A 15,066-nucleotide genomic window follows, 5' to 3' on the forward strand; every position below is an offset into this window, starting at 1 on the left:
ACGATTTCGTTCGGTCTTTTTTTGTGCAGGTAGGAAATCCCAGAAACTCATGCTATCCTAATTGAGGAAAACGCTTGCATGAACAAGGAGGAACGTATGTCACAGTTAGCCATCGAGGTGAAAGGCCTCGTCAAACAATATAAAATCATGGAACGCGATGCCGGACTAAAAGGCGCCATCAAAGCCCTCTTCACCCGAAAATATCGTATCAAAGAGGCCGTCAAAGGCATCGACCTCTCGATTGCACCCGGCGAACGCGTCGGCTATATCGGGTTTAACGGTGCCGGGAAATCGACAACGATTAAAATGCTGGCTGGCGTGTTGCGTCCTGATGCCGGCTCGGTTCACGTCTATGGAATCGATCCGCATGAAGAACGAATCAAAAATGCTCGGCAAATCGGGGCCGTGTTTGGTCAGCGGACGCAACTGTTCTGGGACATCCCGGTTCGGGAATCGTTCGACTTGCTTTGCGAGATTTATGAAGTACCGCGTGACGAATTTCAAGAGACAGTCGCCTGGTTCATCGAACGATTGCAACTCGAGTCGCTGCTCGACGTCCCGGTCCGTCAGTTGTCGCTCGGACAAAAGATGCGCTGCGAGCTCGCCGCCGCCTTCTTACATCGTCCGCGCGTCGTCTATTTGGACGAACCGACAATCGGTCTCGATATCGACATCAAAGAGACGATTCGGGCGTTCATCCGTGAGATTAGCGATGCTTGGGGGACGACCGTCATCTTGACGACACATGACATGCAAGACATCGAGGAAGTGTGTGACCGGGTCATCGTGCTCGATGAAGGGCGAATCATCTATGACGACCGCATCGAGACGCTCAAGCAGACGTTCAACAACGAGCGTACGCTTGAAATCACCCTCGACGAAGGAAGCACGTTCGAGTTGCCTCCGGCTGTGACAGGACGCGTCATGCGACTCGAGACAGAAGATGAGACGATTCAGCTCGCCTTCAACCACCATGAGATTTCGAGCGGACAACTGATTCGTGAAATCGTCAACTGCAATCAAGTGAAAGACCTGTCCGTCGTCGTGCCGAAAATGGAGGCGCTCATCCGGAATCTATATAAGAGCGGAGTGAGTGCATGAGGATTCGTAAATATATCGCGCTCGCCGTGTCGCAAATCAAAGTCGACATGGCGTATGCCGCCTGGTATTGGGCCAGTATGTTCTCGGTGACGATGCGCTTGTTCATCCTTTATTTCTTTTGGCAGGCCGTCTATGAGAATAAGACGGACGTCTCGGGGATCGCACTTTCGACGATGTTGACGTATGCCATCCTCGCGACGATGCTCGATCAGTTCCGCGGCAGCGCCGGCCGTGAGCTCGCCCATCTGATTAAACATGGCGGTGTCGCCATCGAGTTGTTGCGCCCGTATCACTTGCTCGATAAATTGCTCGCTCAAGATCTCGGTGCCAAGACATCGACGTTCTTTCGGGCGACGTTGCCGCTCCTCGTCATCGCGATGGTATTCATCGGTGTCGATCCGCCGACGTCGATTGAGGCCGCGTCCGCTTTCGCCGTCAGTGTCATACTCGCGGTGTTGCTGGCGACGCTAATCGACTTGCTCGTCGGGGTGTTATCGTTTTATACGGTCAACGTTTGGGGACTGTCCGTCCTGCAGGAAGCCGTCATCACCATCATGTCGGGCGCACTCGTGCCGTTGACGCTCTTCCCGGACTGGTTTCAAACGGTCAGCCTTTACTTGCCGTTCGCATCGCTCGTCTACGTCCCGGTCGCCATTTATACGGGTGAAATCGCAGCATCCGGCATTTGGCCATCCATCCTCATCCAACTTGGATGGGTCGCGGCGTTCTTCATCTTCGTGCGTCTATTGTTCGCCTATGCGGTTCGGAAAGTGACGGTGTTCGGAGGATGAAACGATACGCAAAACTATATTGGTTATATGCCAAAAATCATTTCAAAGTGATGATGGAATACCGGATGGACTTCTTGATTGGGGTCTTGTCCGTCTTCGGTCAACAGTTCGCCGCCCTCTTCTTTTTATCAATCGTGTTTCGTCATATCGAGTCGCTCAACGGCTGGGGCTTTTATGAAATCTTATTCATCTACGGCATCGCCTTTCTAGGCCGGGCCATCCACCATATCTTTTTCGATAACTTATGGACGATTGGCTGGCAGTACATTCGGACGGGAAACTTGGACCGGATTCTCATGCGCCCGGTCAATCCGCTGTTTCAAATCATCGCCGAGCGGGTGCAACAGGACGGCTTCGGTCAACTGTTGATTGGCGGGAGCGTCCTCTGGCTCGCCTCGAACGAACTCGGCATGGTATGGAGTGTCATGGACCTTTTTGTCCTCTTTGTCATGGTGCTCGCGAGCGGCATGATTTACATCGCGGTCAATCTGTTTTTCGCGACGTTCTCGTTTTGGATGATTGACAGTCTGCCGGTCGTCTTCGCCGTCTTCAGTTTGAGCGACTTTGCTCGCTATCCGATGACGATTTACTCAAAAGTCATCATGTTCGTGTTAACGTATATCATCCCATTCGGGTTCACCGCATTCTATCCGGCCATGTACTTTTTCGAGGGACGCGGCTTCACGCTGTTTGCATTGGCAACACCGATCGTCGCGGCGTTGAGTCTCATCCTCGCCTATCGTTTTTGGCTATTCGGGCTCCGGGCGTTCGCCAGTACAGGGTCTTAACTCAATGGAGAAAGGAAGGATGACATGAATATCACAAAACAGTGGAATCAGGAAGATAGTGAATGGATTCGACAGCGATTGATTGAATACAATTCAGCTCAACTTCCCGAAGAAATCAAACACCCCGTTCAACAAGTCAGTTTTATCTTAAGAAATGAGGATGAAGACATCGTCGGTGGTGTAACGGGGACCATCTTTTGGCGGACGCTGCACGTCAACTTTTTATGGCTCGATGCGAGCATTCGCGGGTTAGGATATGGAAAACAATTGATGCGTGACATCGAGCAATTGGCTATCGAGCAAGCCTGCAGACTGATTCAACTCGACACGTTCAGTTTTCAGGCACCTGAATTTTACATCGCCCTCGGCTATGAGGTCGTCGGTGTGATTCACGGCCATCCGACACCAGAGCACCAGCAGTATTACTTGAAGAAGTCGCTCGCTGTCTAATCGAATATCAAAAAAGGCACGAAGCAGATGAATCTGCTCCATGCCTTTTTCGTTTCTTAGTTCGTCGCCGCTGCTGTGAGCACCGGTACGATTTGCTTTTTACGTGAGACGACACCAGGGAGTGTCGCAAGACCATCGACCAATTTGACGTTGAACGCCTGTTCGAATAGGTCAGTCTTCTTACCGACAACGAGTGCCTCCGAATCGTTCGTCAAGATGTTCGTAATGGCGAAGACAAACAAATCGAGTTCTTTGTCTAACATCTTCACGGCCATCGCCGCTTCGACTTCAGCTTTACGGCTCAACACATCGTTCGCGTCGACCGTGTTCACTTGAGCAATCTCGATGCGGTAGTCGCCCATCGCAAACTCTTTCGCGTCGAGCGAGATGAGTTCTGGGATCGTCTTTTGGCTAAGGTCCGCTCCGGCTTTCAACATCTCGAGACCGTACGTCTCGATGTCTGTACCAGAGATAGCTGCGAGTTCTTTTGCCGCTTTGATGTCCTCGTCCGTGCATGTCGGTGACTTAAACAAGAGCGAGTCCGAGATGATCGCCGATAGCATCAATCCTGCCATGTCAGGCGCGATTTCGACACCGTGCTCTTTATAGAGTTTGAGCAAAATCGTCGCCGTGCATCCGACCGGCTCCGCCCGATAGTAGAGGGCATCCGCTGTTTGGAAGTTGGCGATGCGGTGGTGATCGACGACTTCGAGGATGCGTACGTCCGCGATGTCTTCCGCACTTTGTTGGAACTCGTTATGGTCGACCAAGATGACCGAGTTCGCTTCGTCTGATACGCGTTCCACGAGGCGTGGTGCCTTGACGCGGAAGTGGTCGAGCGCATATTGCGTCTCCCCGTTCACTTCACCGAGACGGATCGCCTCAGCGTCCATCCCTAACTTTTTCTTGAGCTCTGCGTAAGCGAGCGCCGAACAAATCGTATCCGTGTCTGGATTTTTATGTCCAAAGACTAGTACTGTACTCATCATACATTCTCCTCACTATGATAGTTTTCCCTTATCCATTATACCGTCTATCCTTATTCTTTCAATTGCCAAACAAAAAGAGCCTCGAGGGCTCTTATGCTTGTTCGTCTTCATCCGTCTCTTCGAGGTCCGAATGGTCACCCTTCGAATCTTCTTCGTGCGAAATATCCGGTTGATCTCGTTTCAACTTCTCTTGTTCTTCTTGTTCACGTTTGTCTTTGTCTGACATCTGTCTCATCCTTTCGGTTTTGTCATGTCGTAGACTGTTCCCCGAGCTGGATGGCTTCAAACGGATGTATTCTTTCTGTTAACAAACTGTGATGTCACGCTTGAACGAATACGACCTCGTCGCCTCGAATCTCGACGTTAACGTCTTGTCCTTGGAACAACCATTCATCCTGTTCAGCCACGACGAAGCGAATCCCGTCCGCTTCCGTTTCGACCGCCGCGTTGTCGATATCTTCTGTGATGACACCCACTGAGAAACCGTGCGTCAAATCGGTCGAACCCCCATATTTGGCGAATAAACGCACCGTCTGGCCAGCCTCGACTTCCATCTCATCTTTAAAAAATTGGAGTGCTTCTTCTGTCACGTTAATCTTCATCTGTCATCCTCCTCTCGACTTCTGTCTCCATTCTAATCGTTTCAGAAAAGACGAGCGAGGAAGTTGCCTAGAGTGTCGTCCCCGGCAAATACGTGACCGTTAAACTGTTTGTGACCGAAGCTGCACCGTTCATTTCATCAAACGTCACGTCGAACAGCGTCCGGCCGATGTCTTCATTTGGCGAGTGCATTGTCGACAGACCGAATGCCTGACCGATCGGATGACCATCGAAGCCCAGGATGGCGACTTCACCCGGGATGCTGACGCCGCGACGGCGTAATTCCCCTAAAAAACCGAGCGCCACATAATCGGACGAGAAAAAGAGCGCTCGAGGACGCTCTTGTTGACGCAGAAACGCATCGGCCAGTCCGATTCCGTCCTCACTCGTCAAGTAGCCGGTCCAGACCCATCGCTCACGCGCAAGTTCGACTTCATCGAAGTACGCCTGCTGACGCGCGATTGAGCTTGGACTGTCTTGTCGTGACAACACGATGCCGATCTCGTTATATCCGGCTTGCATCAACACGCGCAAACCGGCGACGAACGCGGTGTAATGATCGACGTGGACCGAAGAAATCGTCTGCGGCGCCCCGACGGTCGCGACCGCGATCGGAGCAAACTGTCGATACGTTTCCATCTCATCGAATGACATCGTATGCGATAACAGAATCGCCCCATCGACTTCACGGTGCTTCAATAAATCAAGTGCTTGCCGCTCTTGGTCGAGTTGATACTCTGTCTGCCACATGACGAGTCGGTAATCTTTTGGGAGGGCAGCTTTCGCGAGCCCGTTGACGAACAGTCCATAATACGGATGATCTAAATACGGCAAGACGACGACAAAGCGTTGCGTGCGACCGGTCGATAACGTCAGCGCCTGCTGATTCCGTAAATAGCCGAGCTCGGCCATCGCCTGTCGCACCCGTTCGCGTTTCTCTTTCGACACGTATGGGTGCTCATTGAGCACGCGCGACACCGTCGTCACGGATACGTCCGCATATTTCGCGATATCTCGAATGTTCGCCATCCCGTTTCACCTCAATCTGTCAGTCTTTGCATATAGTGTACCCACTCTGACTCCTCACTGTCACCTTTCGCAATCACTTGTTTCCGGATGGCTTGGACGAGACGAAACCGTTCTTCGACGGGTAGATGAAGAAACTCGTCTTGGAAACGGGCGCACAACATTCTTCCGAGCGGCGTATACAACTGATTGATGACGAGTTCGTAGACGATCCCACTACACCATGTCTTCCACGTTGTCGGATTCATGAGCTTTCCCTCCTTTGACTTAACCGTACAGTCTGAAACGCGTTTCAGAGCAAGCACTATTTTTATTTCATCTATTTCCGAACATTCAACGCTTACATGAGAATATTTAAAGTTTTTTCACTCAAAATCATTGACGACAGCCGACTCATTTTGTATAGTCATCAAGTTGATAACGTTAATTCGACGATTGTCGAACGATATTGTTCGGAAATTACTAATCACAGGGAGTCCTACTCATGAACTTATTTCAATTGAAACAACATGGAACGAACGTTAAACAAGAAGTGATGGCCGGCATCACAACGTTCGTGACGATGGCTTACATCTCTGTCGTCAACCCGGCGATTCTGTCAGACGCCGGTATCCCGTTCGCGCAAGCGTTCACGGCGACAATCATCGCCATCTTGATCGGTACGGGGCTCATGGCGTTTTACGCCAACCTTCCGATTGCCGTCGCACCAGGGATGGGACTGAACGCATTCTTCGCGTATACGCTCGTCGCCCAGCAACAGATCGCGCCGTCGGCCGCGCTCGGCGTCGTCTTCGTCTCGTCGGTCTTCTTCTTGATTTTGTCGCTGTCACCGATTCGGACGAAACTGATTCAAGCCATCCCGGCGTCGCTCAAGCACGCCATCACGACCGGAATCGGCTTGTTCATCGCTTCGCTCGGTTTGAAGTTGTCAGGCCTCATCGTCGCCGATGAAGCGAACCTTGTCCGTCTCGGAGACTTATCGTCGCCAAGCGTCCTGCTCGTCCTCGGCGGCTTGATCGTCTCGGCGCTCTTGTTCTCCCGGAACGTCCCGGGCTCGCTCCTCATCGGGATGGTGCTCACGGGCATCGCGGCCTTCTTCATGGGTCTCTTAAAAATTGAAGGCGTGACGGCGATGCCGACGTTGCCGGAAGGACTCATGGTCAACCCGCTCACGGCGTTCTCGGACGTCATCCAATACGGCTTGTTCGGTGCGGTCTTGTCGTTCTTCCTCGTCACATTGTTCGATACGACGGGAACGCTCGTCGGTGTCGGAAAACAGGCCAACCTGTTGAAAGCGGATGGGACGATCGAGAACGGGCACCGTGCCTTGTTCGCCGATTCGCTCGCGACGATGGGTGGCTCGCTCGTCGGGACGAGCCCGTCGACGGCCTACATTGAATCAGCTGCCGGTGTCGCCCAAGGCGGACGGACCGGTCTCACGACAGCGGTCGTGGCCGGTTTGTTCGGACTGACGTTGTTCTTCAGCCCGCTCATCGGTGCCATCTCTGGTGTCGCCGCCATCACGGCGCCGGCGCTCATCATCGTCGGCGCGCTCATGTTAACGAACGTCCGCTATATCGACTGGACAGACTTCAGCGAATACTTCCCGGCGTTCATGACAATTCTCATCATGCCGCTCTCGGGTAGTATCGAACGTGGGATCGCCTTCGGGTTCATCCTGTATCCGATCTTTAAAGCGATGAACAAAGAGACGGTCCACCCGCTCATCTACTTGTTCGGCGCGCTATTCATCTTGGAAATGTTTTTCTTATAAGTTAGATTCGGACCCTCGTCGACCGACGAGGGTTTTTCTGTTATTCAGCACGGGAACACTGTCGTATATCAGTTCTATCCTGAATATTGATTCATTATCATTTAGTTCTCAATTAGGTAGGATTTTACATTTATTTGAGAGATTCGTCCCATTTTTCTGTTTTGTGGCTGTTTGTTATGGAATAATAACTGTGAAACCGTTTACGAATATAACTATGAACAGGAAAGAAGGAATGGACATGCCTAAAGTGGCACTGTTCGTCACTTGTCTCTCTGATACGTTGTTCCCATCGGTAGGACAAGCGACGGTCGAACTATTAGAACATCTAGGTTGTGACGTCAGTTTCCCGTTTGAGCAGACGTGTTGCGGGCAGCCTGCCTATAACAGCGGCTACCATGAAGAGACGAAGAAGATTGCGAAGCATATGATTGAGACGTTCGAGAAGGCCGATGCCGATTATATCGTCGGCCCTTCCGGTTCATGTGTCATGATGATGCGCGACTATCCACACTTGTTCAAAGATGACCTTGCCTGGAAGATGCGGGCCGAGGCCCATGCGGCGAAGACGTTCGAGTTGACGCAGTTCATCGTCGACGTACTCGAATTGACGGACGTCGGGGCCAAGTTCCCGGCTAAGGCGACATACCACGCCTCGTGCCATATGACGCGCCTGCTCGGCATCGAGGCGGCACCGGGGCAGTTGCTCAAAAATGTCGACGGCTTGACGATGCTCCCGCTCGACAATGTCCACAACTGTTGCGGTTTCGGGGGAACATTCTCCGTCAAGATGCCAGACGTCTCGGTGCAAATGGTCGATGAGAAAGTTGAATCGATTTTGAACTCGGGAGCCGAGGTGCTCATCGGGGCGGACGCCTCGTGTTTGATGAATATCGGGGGACGCCTCCATAAACAAGGTCATCCGATTAAAGTGATGCATATCGCGGAAGTGTTGAATGAAGGGGTGAAACAAGCATGAGCATGGGGATTCGGTTAGATGAGAAGTTTCAAGATCGACGCAAAGACGGAATTGATAATCCGTTCATGCGGCAAGCCGTCAGTTCGGCCCAGAACCGTCTGCGTGACGTACGGCTGCACGCGGCCGAAGAGTTAGGGGATTGGGAAGCATTTCGGGACCATTCGGAAGAGATTCGGCAACACGTGCTCGAGCATCTCGACTATTACTTATATCAATTGAGCGAAAATATCTCCAAACGAGGCGGTAACGTCTTCTTCGCCGAGACGCCGGAAGAAGCGAACCGGTACATCCGGGAAGTCGTCCGCGCCAAGAATGCCAAGCACATCGTCAAAGCCAAGTCGATGGTGACAGAAGAGATCGGCTTGAACGATGCGCTCCAAGCGGAAGGATGTATGGTCGTCGAGTCCGACCTCGGGGAATGGATTTTGCAACTCGATCACGAACCACCCTCACATATCATCGCCCCGGCCCTGCACAAAGACCGTAACGCTGTCCATAAGACGTTCACGACGCATGGCTATGAAGGGTCGAACGACCCGACCGAGCTCGGACGTTACGCTCGCCGTGAGTTGCGGAAAGACTTTTTAAAAGCGGATGTCGGCATCACCGGCTGTAACTTCGCTATCGCCGAGAGCGGTGCCGTCGGGCTCGTGACAAACGAAGGAAACGGCCGCATGGTAACGTCGCTTCCGGACACGGTCATCTCGGTCATGGGAATGGAACGGATTGTGCCGTCGTATGAGGAGTTCGAAGTGCTCGTCAACATGTTATGCCGGAGCGCTGTCGGTCAACGCCTTACGTCATATATCACGACGTTTGCCGGTACGCGCGGCCACGGCGAAGTCGATGGACCCGAGGAGTTCCATCTCGTCATCGTCGACAACAAACGCTCTGGTATCCTCGGCACGCAATTCCAATCGGTGCTTCAATGTATCCGTTGCGCCTCCTGTATCAACGTCTGTCCGGTCTACCGCCACATCGGGGGCCATGCCTACGGCTCGATTTATTCCGGACCGATCGGTGCCGTGCTCGCCCCGCTCCTTGACGGCTACGAAAACTATAAAGAGTTGCCATACGCCTCGAGCCTATGCGGTGCCTGTACGGAAGCCTGTCCGGTCAAAATCCCGCTTCACGAACTGTTGATTGAGCATCGCCGGGTCATCGTCGAAGAGAAGAAACAATCACCGTTCGTCGAGCGCATCGCCATGAAAGGCTTCGCTGTCACGTCCTCAAGTCCGTTCTTATTTGAAGCGGCCGAACACATCGCCCCTTATGCGTCGTCCCCGTTCACGAAAGCGGGACAAATCGACAAAGGGTTACCGGCATGGACAGATTCGAAAGACTTGCCACAACCGGCCAAGCAGACGGTACGGGATTGGTTCAAGAAACGGGGGGATGCAAAATGAATCCAGGCACGATCACCAATCGCGAGGATTTTCTAAAACGGATTGCGGGGCAACTCGGACGTGACGTCGACTTGACGCCGCCAAAACGAGCATATAAGCACCGGCCGCAAGACGAGGTGTTGAAAGACGCGTCCGACGAGGAACTGCTCGAGACGTTCCGTATGGTCGCGACGCGTATCCACACCGACGTCGTCGAATGCGAGTCGGCCAACCTCGACGATACGCTCCGCCTGTTGATTGACCGGTATGAAGGAGAGGCCATCATCGCCGAGCATGATGACCGGATTCAGGCGTGGGCCCCCAACACGAGCGCATCGTTCGACTGGTGGGATGCGGAGCGACCGGAAGATAGCCGTGCCCTCGCCATAAAAGCCGATATCGGTATCACGATCGCCGATCAGGCACTTGCCGAGAGTGCGACGATCGTCCAGTACGCAGCTCCTGGGAAATCACGTACGGTCAGCTTATTGCCACGTGACCATATCGCTATCATCCCAAAATCGGTGCTCGTCCCACGGATGACGCAGGCGGCCAAACGGCTCAGTGCGTTAGATCGAGACGGGGACCTCGCGTCGCCAAACGGGGTCAACTTCATCTCGGGCCCATCGAACTCGGCCGATATCGAGATGAACTTGATTGTCGGGGTACACGGACCGATTCGTGTCGCCTACGTGCTCGTCCATGATCTGTAAACAAAAAGACTCGCGCGTGAACAACTCACGCGCGAGTCTTTTTTCATGCTTATTCGACAGTGATGCTCCCATTCGAGCTCGTCAGTTTGAGTTCGACCGTCCCGTCGCCGAACGTTCGCTCGTTCGCCCGGTCTCCGAACAGTTCGACTTTGCCGTTCCGTGTCTTGGCCCGGATGACGGCATCACGCGGATCTCGCTTCAGACGCACATCGATGCGACCGTTGCTCGTCTTCAGACGGACCGGATGCTCGAGCGCATCGATGACACAGTCGATGCGTCCGTTCGATGTCTTTGCCTCGACCGTCCCAGTCACGTCATGAATATCGAGACGGCCGTTCGACGACTGAACCTCGAGACGATCGACAGTCGAGCCAAGCACTTCCACGCGTCCGTTCGACGATTGCGCGTCAAGGTCCTGGCCTGTCATCGACGTGAGACTGACTTTCCCGTTCGAAGAGCGGAATGAGCCTCGCTTAGCGCTAACGGTATGGGCCGTGATGGTCCCGTTCTCGCTCTCGACCTCGACCGATGCAGCCTCGAGATTGCGCACATCACAGGAGCCGAGACGATTTTTCAAGACGACCTGCTCATACGCATGGCGTGGCAGCTCGACGTGTAACACCGGTGCCTTGGTCACCGCCCAGGCAAACAAGTTCGACAGACCGAACCGGCGCTCCGACTCGATTCGAATCTCCAGGGTGTCCCCGACGATTTCCATCGTCACCCCATGATCCCGTTCCGTCTCGAGCGTGGCGTAGGCAAAGCCGTCATGAGACGGCACGACTTGGACGTGTGCTTGCAGGACGTTGATTGAGACGTTGCGAAACGCCACGTTCTGGCTTTTGACAACGGCCGGTTCTTTGCGCACCTCAGACGAGGCCTCGTTTGATTCGAGCAACTCGCTCGCGAGCGCGCTTGGCGCCCCGAGTTCCTCAATCATCGCCGCATCTGTCTTCCCGTCGATTCGTCCACTCGCAAAGTATTCCGACACATCCCGTAAAATGTCGACCCGCTCGATGACGCTCATTCCCATCAGTAACCGTTCGAGTTCCAATAAATATTGTTCTTCTGTCATTTGTCCGTTCCCCCTTCAATCAATTCGTTGACACCGGTCGTGAACGCTTCCCATTCCGCACGTAGTTCTGCCAAATGAGCTTTCCCCTGCTCTGTGATCGTGTAATACTTTCGCGGTGGTCCTTCTGCCGACTCCTTTAAGTACGTTGTGAAGTACCCGTCCGAGGTGAGTCGCCGCAGGAGCGGATAGACGGCCCCTTCCGAGATGGCGACTTTTGCCGAGATGGCTTGTACGAGCTCATACCCGTAGCGGTCATGCGTCTCGACGAGCGCGAGCACACATAAATTGAGTACGCCTTTCTTGAACTGAGGGTTCATTTCTTCGCCTCCTCTACTATACATTAAACAATAGCTTATCATTCACTATTATTCAATAGATAATAGTTAAATTTCCGCTTATTTCTTGATTGGTGGAAACAACTGGTTCAAATCTGTACAATGAAGGAACGACACTCGCAGGATATTTGTCACAGTAGGAACGTACGCAGTTCCAGGAAGGAACGGTCTTTATGAAAGCATGGATTGACCAGCGGATCGGAAGACAGTTTTTATTCGTCTTCTATTTATTCATCGGACTGATCCTCCTTACCTCACTCGCCGTGTACATGTATACGGAAAACCGAATCGAACAAACGACGTCATCGCTCGAGAACATTAGTGAACGTCGCACGAACGCGACTGAACTATTCGAGACGTGGCAGTCGATGCAATATGAAATGCGCGGGTATGTCATCCTCGGCGACGAGGCGATGCTCGCTCGCGTGAAAGAAAAACAAGACTTAATTGAGATTCAGACCGCATGGTTCGAGACGAACGCGGTCACTGAAAAAGAGAAAACGTATGCAAGCGACGCGCGGACGCTCTTTTCGGCCTATCAACAACGCGTCATGCCGAGTCTAGAGCGATATGTCATCGCCAAACGCGAAGGGACGGTCACAGAACCGTTCTTGAAAATGCCGACGCTCGGTAAAGTGACACCGCAAGCGGAACCGCCTGCCGACCGCAAATTTAAAATCAACTCAAAAAGTGCAGCTGACATGAGTGCGAGCATCGTCGATATGGAGACGGTGTTCACCGAATACCGCAACTCGTTGAATGAAGAAGAGAATCAGTTGCGAGAACAACTCGCCACTCATACAAAGTGGGCGCAAGTGCTCTGGCTCCTCTCCCTCCTCGCCGTGTTGCTCGTCCTCTTTATCGCTGCTCGTCCTTACGTGAAACGATTAACCGGTCAACTTCAAGAGTTGATCGTCAACAGTGAACGATTGGCGGATGAACGCATCATTCCGATTCCAGCGGCCGTATCTTCACGAAACGAGGTCGGACAATTGACGAACTCATTCCGTCAAATGGCCTCTTCGCTCGCGACACAACGCAACCAAGTCGAGGAAGAACGCGAGAAAACGGCGCGCCTCCTGCACTCGATTCGTGATGCGGTCATTTATGTCGAGCATACGACACATGAGAAGTTCGCCAACCAGGCCCTCTTCATCATGTTCAATCAAGCCGCCACGAAACGGAACGAGATGGACTTGTATCGTTTGGATGCCGATTTAGAAGAACTTGGTTTCCAAGTCGATCAAAAAGACTCGTTCTTCTCATTCATGCGCCGCGCGTTTGATGGCGAGAGCATGGAAGAAAGTGTGACGTTCTCGATGAATCAAGAAGAACGCTTCATTCAGATGTATGCGGAGAAAATCCACTTGCGCGGCACCCGTCACGGCACGATGCTCGTTTTCCGGGATGTGACGCAAGAGACCGAGGTCGACCGTTTGAAAACGGAACTCGTGTCGACCGTGTCGCACGAACTGCGCACACCGCTCACGAGCATCATCGGTTTCACCGAGTTGCTTCGCTATCGGACGATGCCCGCGGAGCGCATCGATCAATATTTAGGGATGATTCACCAAGAGACGCTCCGTCTCGAAGACTTGATCTCCAACCTGCTCGATGTGCAACGGATGGAGTCCGGAAAACAGACGTACCATAGCCAACCCGAGAGCCTACATGCCATCTTGAAAGAGACGATTGCTATCCATCAAGGCGCGAGTGAACATCATCAGCTCGACCTCGAATGTGATACGAATCTATATGTATACGGTGATCGGGATCGCTTGAGTCAACTGTTCACGAACTTGCTCCACAACGCGATCAAATATTCACCAGAAGGCGGAAAAGTCGCCGTCTGCGTCACGAATGACAAGTCCGATGTCATCGAGATTTCGATTCAAGACACCGGCATCGGCATTCCGACGTCGGCGCTGCCGAAACTGTTCGACAAGTTTTATCGCGTCGACAACTCGGCTAGTCGTAAAATCGGTGGCACGGGCCTCGGCCTCGCCATCTGTAAAGAAATTGCCGAAGGACACGGCGGAACGATTCGCGTCGATTCGAGCGTCGGCCACGGCTCGACGTTCACCATCATCTTGCCCAAATACGCGGCGGAAGATCAACTAAGCAGTTAATAAACAAAGGGAGGCTTCGCTTGACGCGGAGCCTCCCTGTTGTCATTGCACTTTATTTTCAGGACCGAATGATGGATAGAGCGACAAGCCTCCGTCCGCGAAAATCGTTGCGCCGGTGACGTACGATGACTCGTCTGAAGCGAGCCATGCCGCAACGGCCGCAATCTGTTCCGGACGTCCAATCTCATGGGTCGGGATAAGTGCCTCTAGCCCTTTCTTCTCTTCAGGGTCTTGCATCGTCTCTTCGTTGATTGGTGTATCAATGGCACCTGGCGCGATGCCGTTGACACGGATTTTGTTCGGTGCGTACTCGAGCGCGACCGATTTCGTGAACATCTTGACGCCACCTTTGCTCGCCGCATAATGCGTATAGCCCGGACGCGGAATCACTTCGTGCACCGATGACATGTTGATGATGTTTCCTTGAATCTCGTGGTCGACAAAGTATTTGAGGGCGGCACGTACACCGAGGAACGTTCCCGTCAAGTTCGTGTCGATGATTTTCTTCCAGTTATCGAGCTCCATCTCGTGCGTTTTCGCCTCGACCTGTACGCCGGCGTTGTTGACAAAGATGTCCATCTTCCCAAACTCGGACACGGCCGTTTCAATCATCTTCTCGGCGAGGCCCTCTTCCGCGACGTCCCCTTTGACCGCGACCGCTTTCCCGCCAGCGGCCTCGATGCCTTCAATGACCTTGTTCATCTCGTCCTCACTGCTACGATAGTTCAAGACGACATGGACCCCTTCTTTCGCATATCGTTCCGCGATGGCTCGCCCGAGTCCCTTCGAACTCCCGGTGATGACCGCGACTTTTCCTTTTAGTTCTGGATAGTTAGCCATATCAATTCCTCCTTCGTCTCTTCTCGATTTGTAGTTCCCTCATTCCCCTCTTGGTGAAACCTTTCCGCCTGTTTTTTGAATATTTTTGGTAAAT

17 protein-coding genes are annotated in these 15,066 nt (G+C 52.8%); 9 read left to right on the forward strand and 8 right to left on the reverse strand.

Features of this window, described 5'->3' with window-relative positions:
* Positions 1 to 96 precede the first annotated feature (96 nt).
* The 4 genes from KNO58_RS09915 to KNO58_RS09930 are packed head-to-tail and all read left to right on the forward strand — an operon-like array spanning position 97 to position 3,130.
* Positions 97 to 1,101, forward strand: a complete 1,005-nt coding sequence (locus tag KNO58_RS09915) for an ABC transporter ATP-binding protein (RefSeq protein ID WP_214753544.1) — start codon at positions 97 to 99, stop codon at positions 1,099 to 1,101.
* Complete coding sequence (locus KNO58_RS09920) at positions 1,098 to 1,892, forward strand: ABC transporter permease (RefSeq protein WP_214753546.1); 795 nt, start codon at positions 1,098 to 1,100, stop codon at positions 1,890 to 1,892. The genes KNO58_RS09915 and KNO58_RS09920 overlap by 4 nt, the downstream gene beginning before the upstream one ends.
* Positions 1,889 to 2,680, forward strand: a complete 792-nt coding sequence (locus tag KNO58_RS09925) for an ABC transporter permease (RefSeq protein WP_214753548.1) — start codon at positions 1,889 to 1,891, stop codon at positions 2,678 to 2,680. Before KNO58_RS09920 ends, KNO58_RS09925 begins: the two co-directional genes overlap by 4 nt.
* 24 nt (positions 2,681 to 2,704) lie before the next feature.
* The gene (locus tag KNO58_RS09930) at positions 2,705 to 3,130 is read left to right on the forward strand and encodes a GNAT family N-acetyltransferase (RefSeq protein ID WP_214753550.1); all 426 of its coding nucleotides are present in this window, start codon (positions 2,705 to 2,707) and stop codon (positions 3,128 to 3,130) included.
* A gap of 56 nt (positions 3,131 to 3,186) precedes the next feature.
* Here the strand turns inward: KNO58_RS09930 and KNO58_RS09935 are convergent, their stop codons facing one another.
* The 5 genes from KNO58_RS09935 to KNO58_RS09950 all read right to left on the reverse strand — a co-directional run bounded on the left by KNO58_RS09935 (position 3,187) and on the right by KNO58_RS09950 (position 5,993).
* Positions 3,187 to 4,116 (reverse strand): manganese-dependent inorganic pyrophosphatase, encoded by a 930-nt coding sequence (locus KNO58_RS09935; protein ID WP_214753552.1) that lies wholly within the window; start codon positions 4,114 to 4,116, stop codon positions 3,187 to 3,189.
* Between the two features lie 94 nt (positions 4,117 to 4,210).
* Positions 4,211 to 4,345 (reverse strand): hypothetical protein, encoded by a 135-nt coding sequence (locus KNO58_RS15430; RefSeq protein WP_260570657.1) that lies wholly within the window; start codon positions 4,343 to 4,345, stop codon positions 4,211 to 4,213.
* A gap of 94 nt (positions 4,346 to 4,439) precedes the next feature.
* Positions 4,440 to 4,721 (reverse strand): HesB/YadR/YfhF family protein, encoded by a 282-nt coding sequence (locus tag KNO58_RS09940; RefSeq protein ID WP_021068075.1) that lies wholly within the window; start codon positions 4,719 to 4,721, stop codon positions 4,440 to 4,442.
* A gap of 67 nt (positions 4,722 to 4,788) precedes the next feature.
* Positions 4,789 to 5,748 (reverse strand): LacI family DNA-binding transcriptional regulator, encoded by a 960-nt coding sequence (locus tag KNO58_RS09945; protein WP_214753554.1) that lies wholly within the window; start codon positions 5,746 to 5,748, stop codon positions 4,789 to 4,791.
* A gap of 11 nt (positions 5,749 to 5,759) precedes the next feature.
* Positions 5,760 to 5,993: a hypothetical protein gene (locus tag KNO58_RS09950; protein WP_214753556.1), complete on the reverse strand. Its 234-nt coding sequence runs from the start codon at positions 5,991 to 5,993 to the stop codon at positions 5,760 to 5,762.
* A gap of 236 nt (positions 5,994 to 6,229) precedes the next feature.
* Between KNO58_RS09950 and KNO58_RS09955 the strand changes: the two genes are divergently transcribed.
* The 4 genes from KNO58_RS09955 (at position 6,230) to KNO58_RS09970 (ending at position 10,593) form a co-directional block, all read left to right on the forward strand.
* Entirely contained in the window at positions 6,230 to 7,519 is a 1,290-nt protein-coding gene (locus KNO58_RS09955) for an NCS2 family permease (RefSeq protein WP_214753558.1), read from the forward strand.
* Positions 7,520 to 7,757: 238 nt separating this feature from the next.
* Positions 7,758 to 8,495, forward strand: a complete 738-nt coding sequence (locus KNO58_RS09960; protein WP_214753560.1) for a (Fe-S)-binding protein — start codon at positions 7,758 to 7,760, stop codon at positions 8,493 to 8,495.
* A gap of 2 nt (positions 8,496 to 8,497) precedes the next feature.
* A complete protein-coding gene (locus KNO58_RS09965; protein WP_376778142.1) occupies positions 8,498 to 9,901 on the forward strand; it encodes a LutB/LldF family L-lactate oxidation iron-sulfur protein in 1,404 nt (467 codons plus the stop codon).
* Positions 9,898 to 10,593: a LutC/YkgG family protein gene (locus KNO58_RS09970; protein ID WP_214753564.1), complete on the forward strand. Its 696-nt coding sequence runs from the start codon at positions 9,898 to 9,900 to the stop codon at positions 10,591 to 10,593. The genes KNO58_RS09965 and KNO58_RS09970 overlap by 4 nt, the downstream gene beginning before the upstream one ends.
* A gap of 49 nt (positions 10,594 to 10,642) precedes the next feature.
* Here KNO58_RS09970 and KNO58_RS09975 read toward each other — a convergent pair whose 3' ends face one another.
* The gene (locus tag KNO58_RS09975; RefSeq protein ID WP_214753566.1) at positions 10,643 to 11,668 is read right to left on the reverse strand and encodes a DUF4097 family beta strand repeat-containing protein; all 1,026 of its coding nucleotides are present in this window, start codon (positions 11,666 to 11,668) and stop codon (positions 10,643 to 10,645) included.
* A complete protein-coding gene (locus KNO58_RS09980) occupies positions 11,665 to 11,985 on the reverse strand; it encodes a PadR family transcriptional regulator (protein ID WP_021068067.1) in 321 nt (106 codons plus the stop codon). The genes KNO58_RS09975 and KNO58_RS09980 overlap by 4 nt, the downstream gene beginning before the upstream one ends.
* Positions 11,986 to 12,176: 191 nt before the next feature.
* Here KNO58_RS09980 and KNO58_RS09985 point away from each other — a divergent pair, with 191 nt between their 5' ends.
* Positions 12,177 to 14,132, forward strand: coding sequence for a HAMP domain-containing sensor histidine kinase (locus KNO58_RS09985; RefSeq protein ID WP_214753568.1), 1,956 nt, complete (start codon positions 12,177 to 12,179; stop codon positions 14,130 to 14,132).
* A 42-nt stretch (positions 14,133 to 14,174) separates the two neighbouring features.
* On the opposite strand, the gene KNO58_RS09990 is transcribed toward KNO58_RS09985, so the two are convergent.
* Complete coding sequence (locus KNO58_RS09990) at positions 14,175 to 14,972, reverse strand: glucose 1-dehydrogenase (protein ID WP_029596296.1); 798 nt, start codon at positions 14,970 to 14,972, stop codon at positions 14,175 to 14,177.
* Positions 14,973 to 15,066 lie beyond the last annotated feature (94 nt).

The organism is Exiguobacterium sp. J17977 (genome assembly GCF_018616375.1).
GTDB classification, from domain to species: Bacteria; Bacillota; Bacilli; order Exiguobacteriales; family Exiguobacteriaceae; genus Exiguobacterium; species Exiguobacterium mexicanum.

Bases quoted from the DNA above. Each gene is read 5' to 3' on its own strand.
- KNO58_RS09915 (WP_214753544.1), top strand. From the start codon at position 97: ATGTCACAGTTAGCCATCGAGGTGAAAGGCCTCGTCAAACAATATAAA.
- KNO58_RS09920 (WP_214753546.1), top strand. From the start codon at position 1,098: ATGAGGATTCGTAAATATATCGCGCTCGCCGTGTCGCAAATCAAAGTC.
- KNO58_RS09925 (WP_214753548.1), top strand. From the start codon at position 1,889: ATGAAACGATACGCAAAACTATATTGGTTATATGCCAAAAATCATTTC.
- KNO58_RS09930 (WP_214753550.1), top strand. From the start codon at position 2,705: ATGAATATCACAAAACAGTGGAATCAGGAAGATAGTGAATGGATTCGA.
- KNO58_RS09935 (WP_214753552.1), bottom strand. From the start codon at position 4,116: ATGAGTACAGTACTAGTCTTTGGACATAAAAATCCAGACACGGATACG.
- KNO58_RS15430 (WP_260570657.1), bottom strand. From the start codon at position 4,345: ATGTCAGACAAAGACAAACGTGAACAAGAAGAACAAGAGAAGTTGAAA.
- KNO58_RS09940 (WP_021068075.1), bottom strand. From the start codon at position 4,721: ATGAAGATTAACGTGACAGAAGAAGCACTCCAATTTTTTAAAGATGAG.
- KNO58_RS09945 (WP_214753554.1), bottom strand. From the start codon at position 5,748: ATGGCGAACATTCGAGATATCGCGAAATATGCGGACGTATCCGTGACG.
- KNO58_RS09950 (WP_214753556.1), bottom strand. From the start codon at position 5,993: ATGAATCCGACAACGTGGAAGACATGGTGTAGTGGGATCGTCTACGAA.
- KNO58_RS09955 (WP_214753558.1), top strand. From the start codon at position 6,230: ATGAACTTATTTCAATTGAAACAACATGGAACGAACGTTAAACAAGAA.
- KNO58_RS09960 (WP_214753560.1), top strand. From the start codon at position 7,758: ATGCCTAAAGTGGCACTGTTCGTCACTTGTCTCTCTGATACGTTGTTC.
- KNO58_RS09965 (WP_376778142.1), top strand. From the start codon at position 8,498: ATGGGGATTCGGTTAGATGAGAAGTTTCAAGATCGACGCAAAGACGGA.
- KNO58_RS09970 (WP_214753564.1), top strand. From the start codon at position 9,898: ATGAATCCAGGCACGATCACCAATCGCGAGGATTTTCTAAAACGGATT.
- KNO58_RS09975 (WP_214753566.1), bottom strand. From the start codon at position 11,668: ATGACAGAAGAACAATATTTATTGGAACTCGAACGGTTACTGATGGGA.
- KNO58_RS09980 (WP_021068067.1), bottom strand. From the start codon at position 11,985: ATGAACCCTCAGTTCAAGAAAGGCGTACTCAATTTATGTGTGCTCGCG.
- KNO58_RS09985 (WP_214753568.1), top strand. From the start codon at position 12,177: ATGAAAGCATGGATTGACCAGCGGATCGGAAGACAGTTTTTATTCGTC.
- KNO58_RS09990 (WP_029596296.1), bottom strand. From the start codon at position 14,972: ATGGCTAACTATCCAGAACTAAAAGGAAAAGTCGCGGTCATCACCGGG.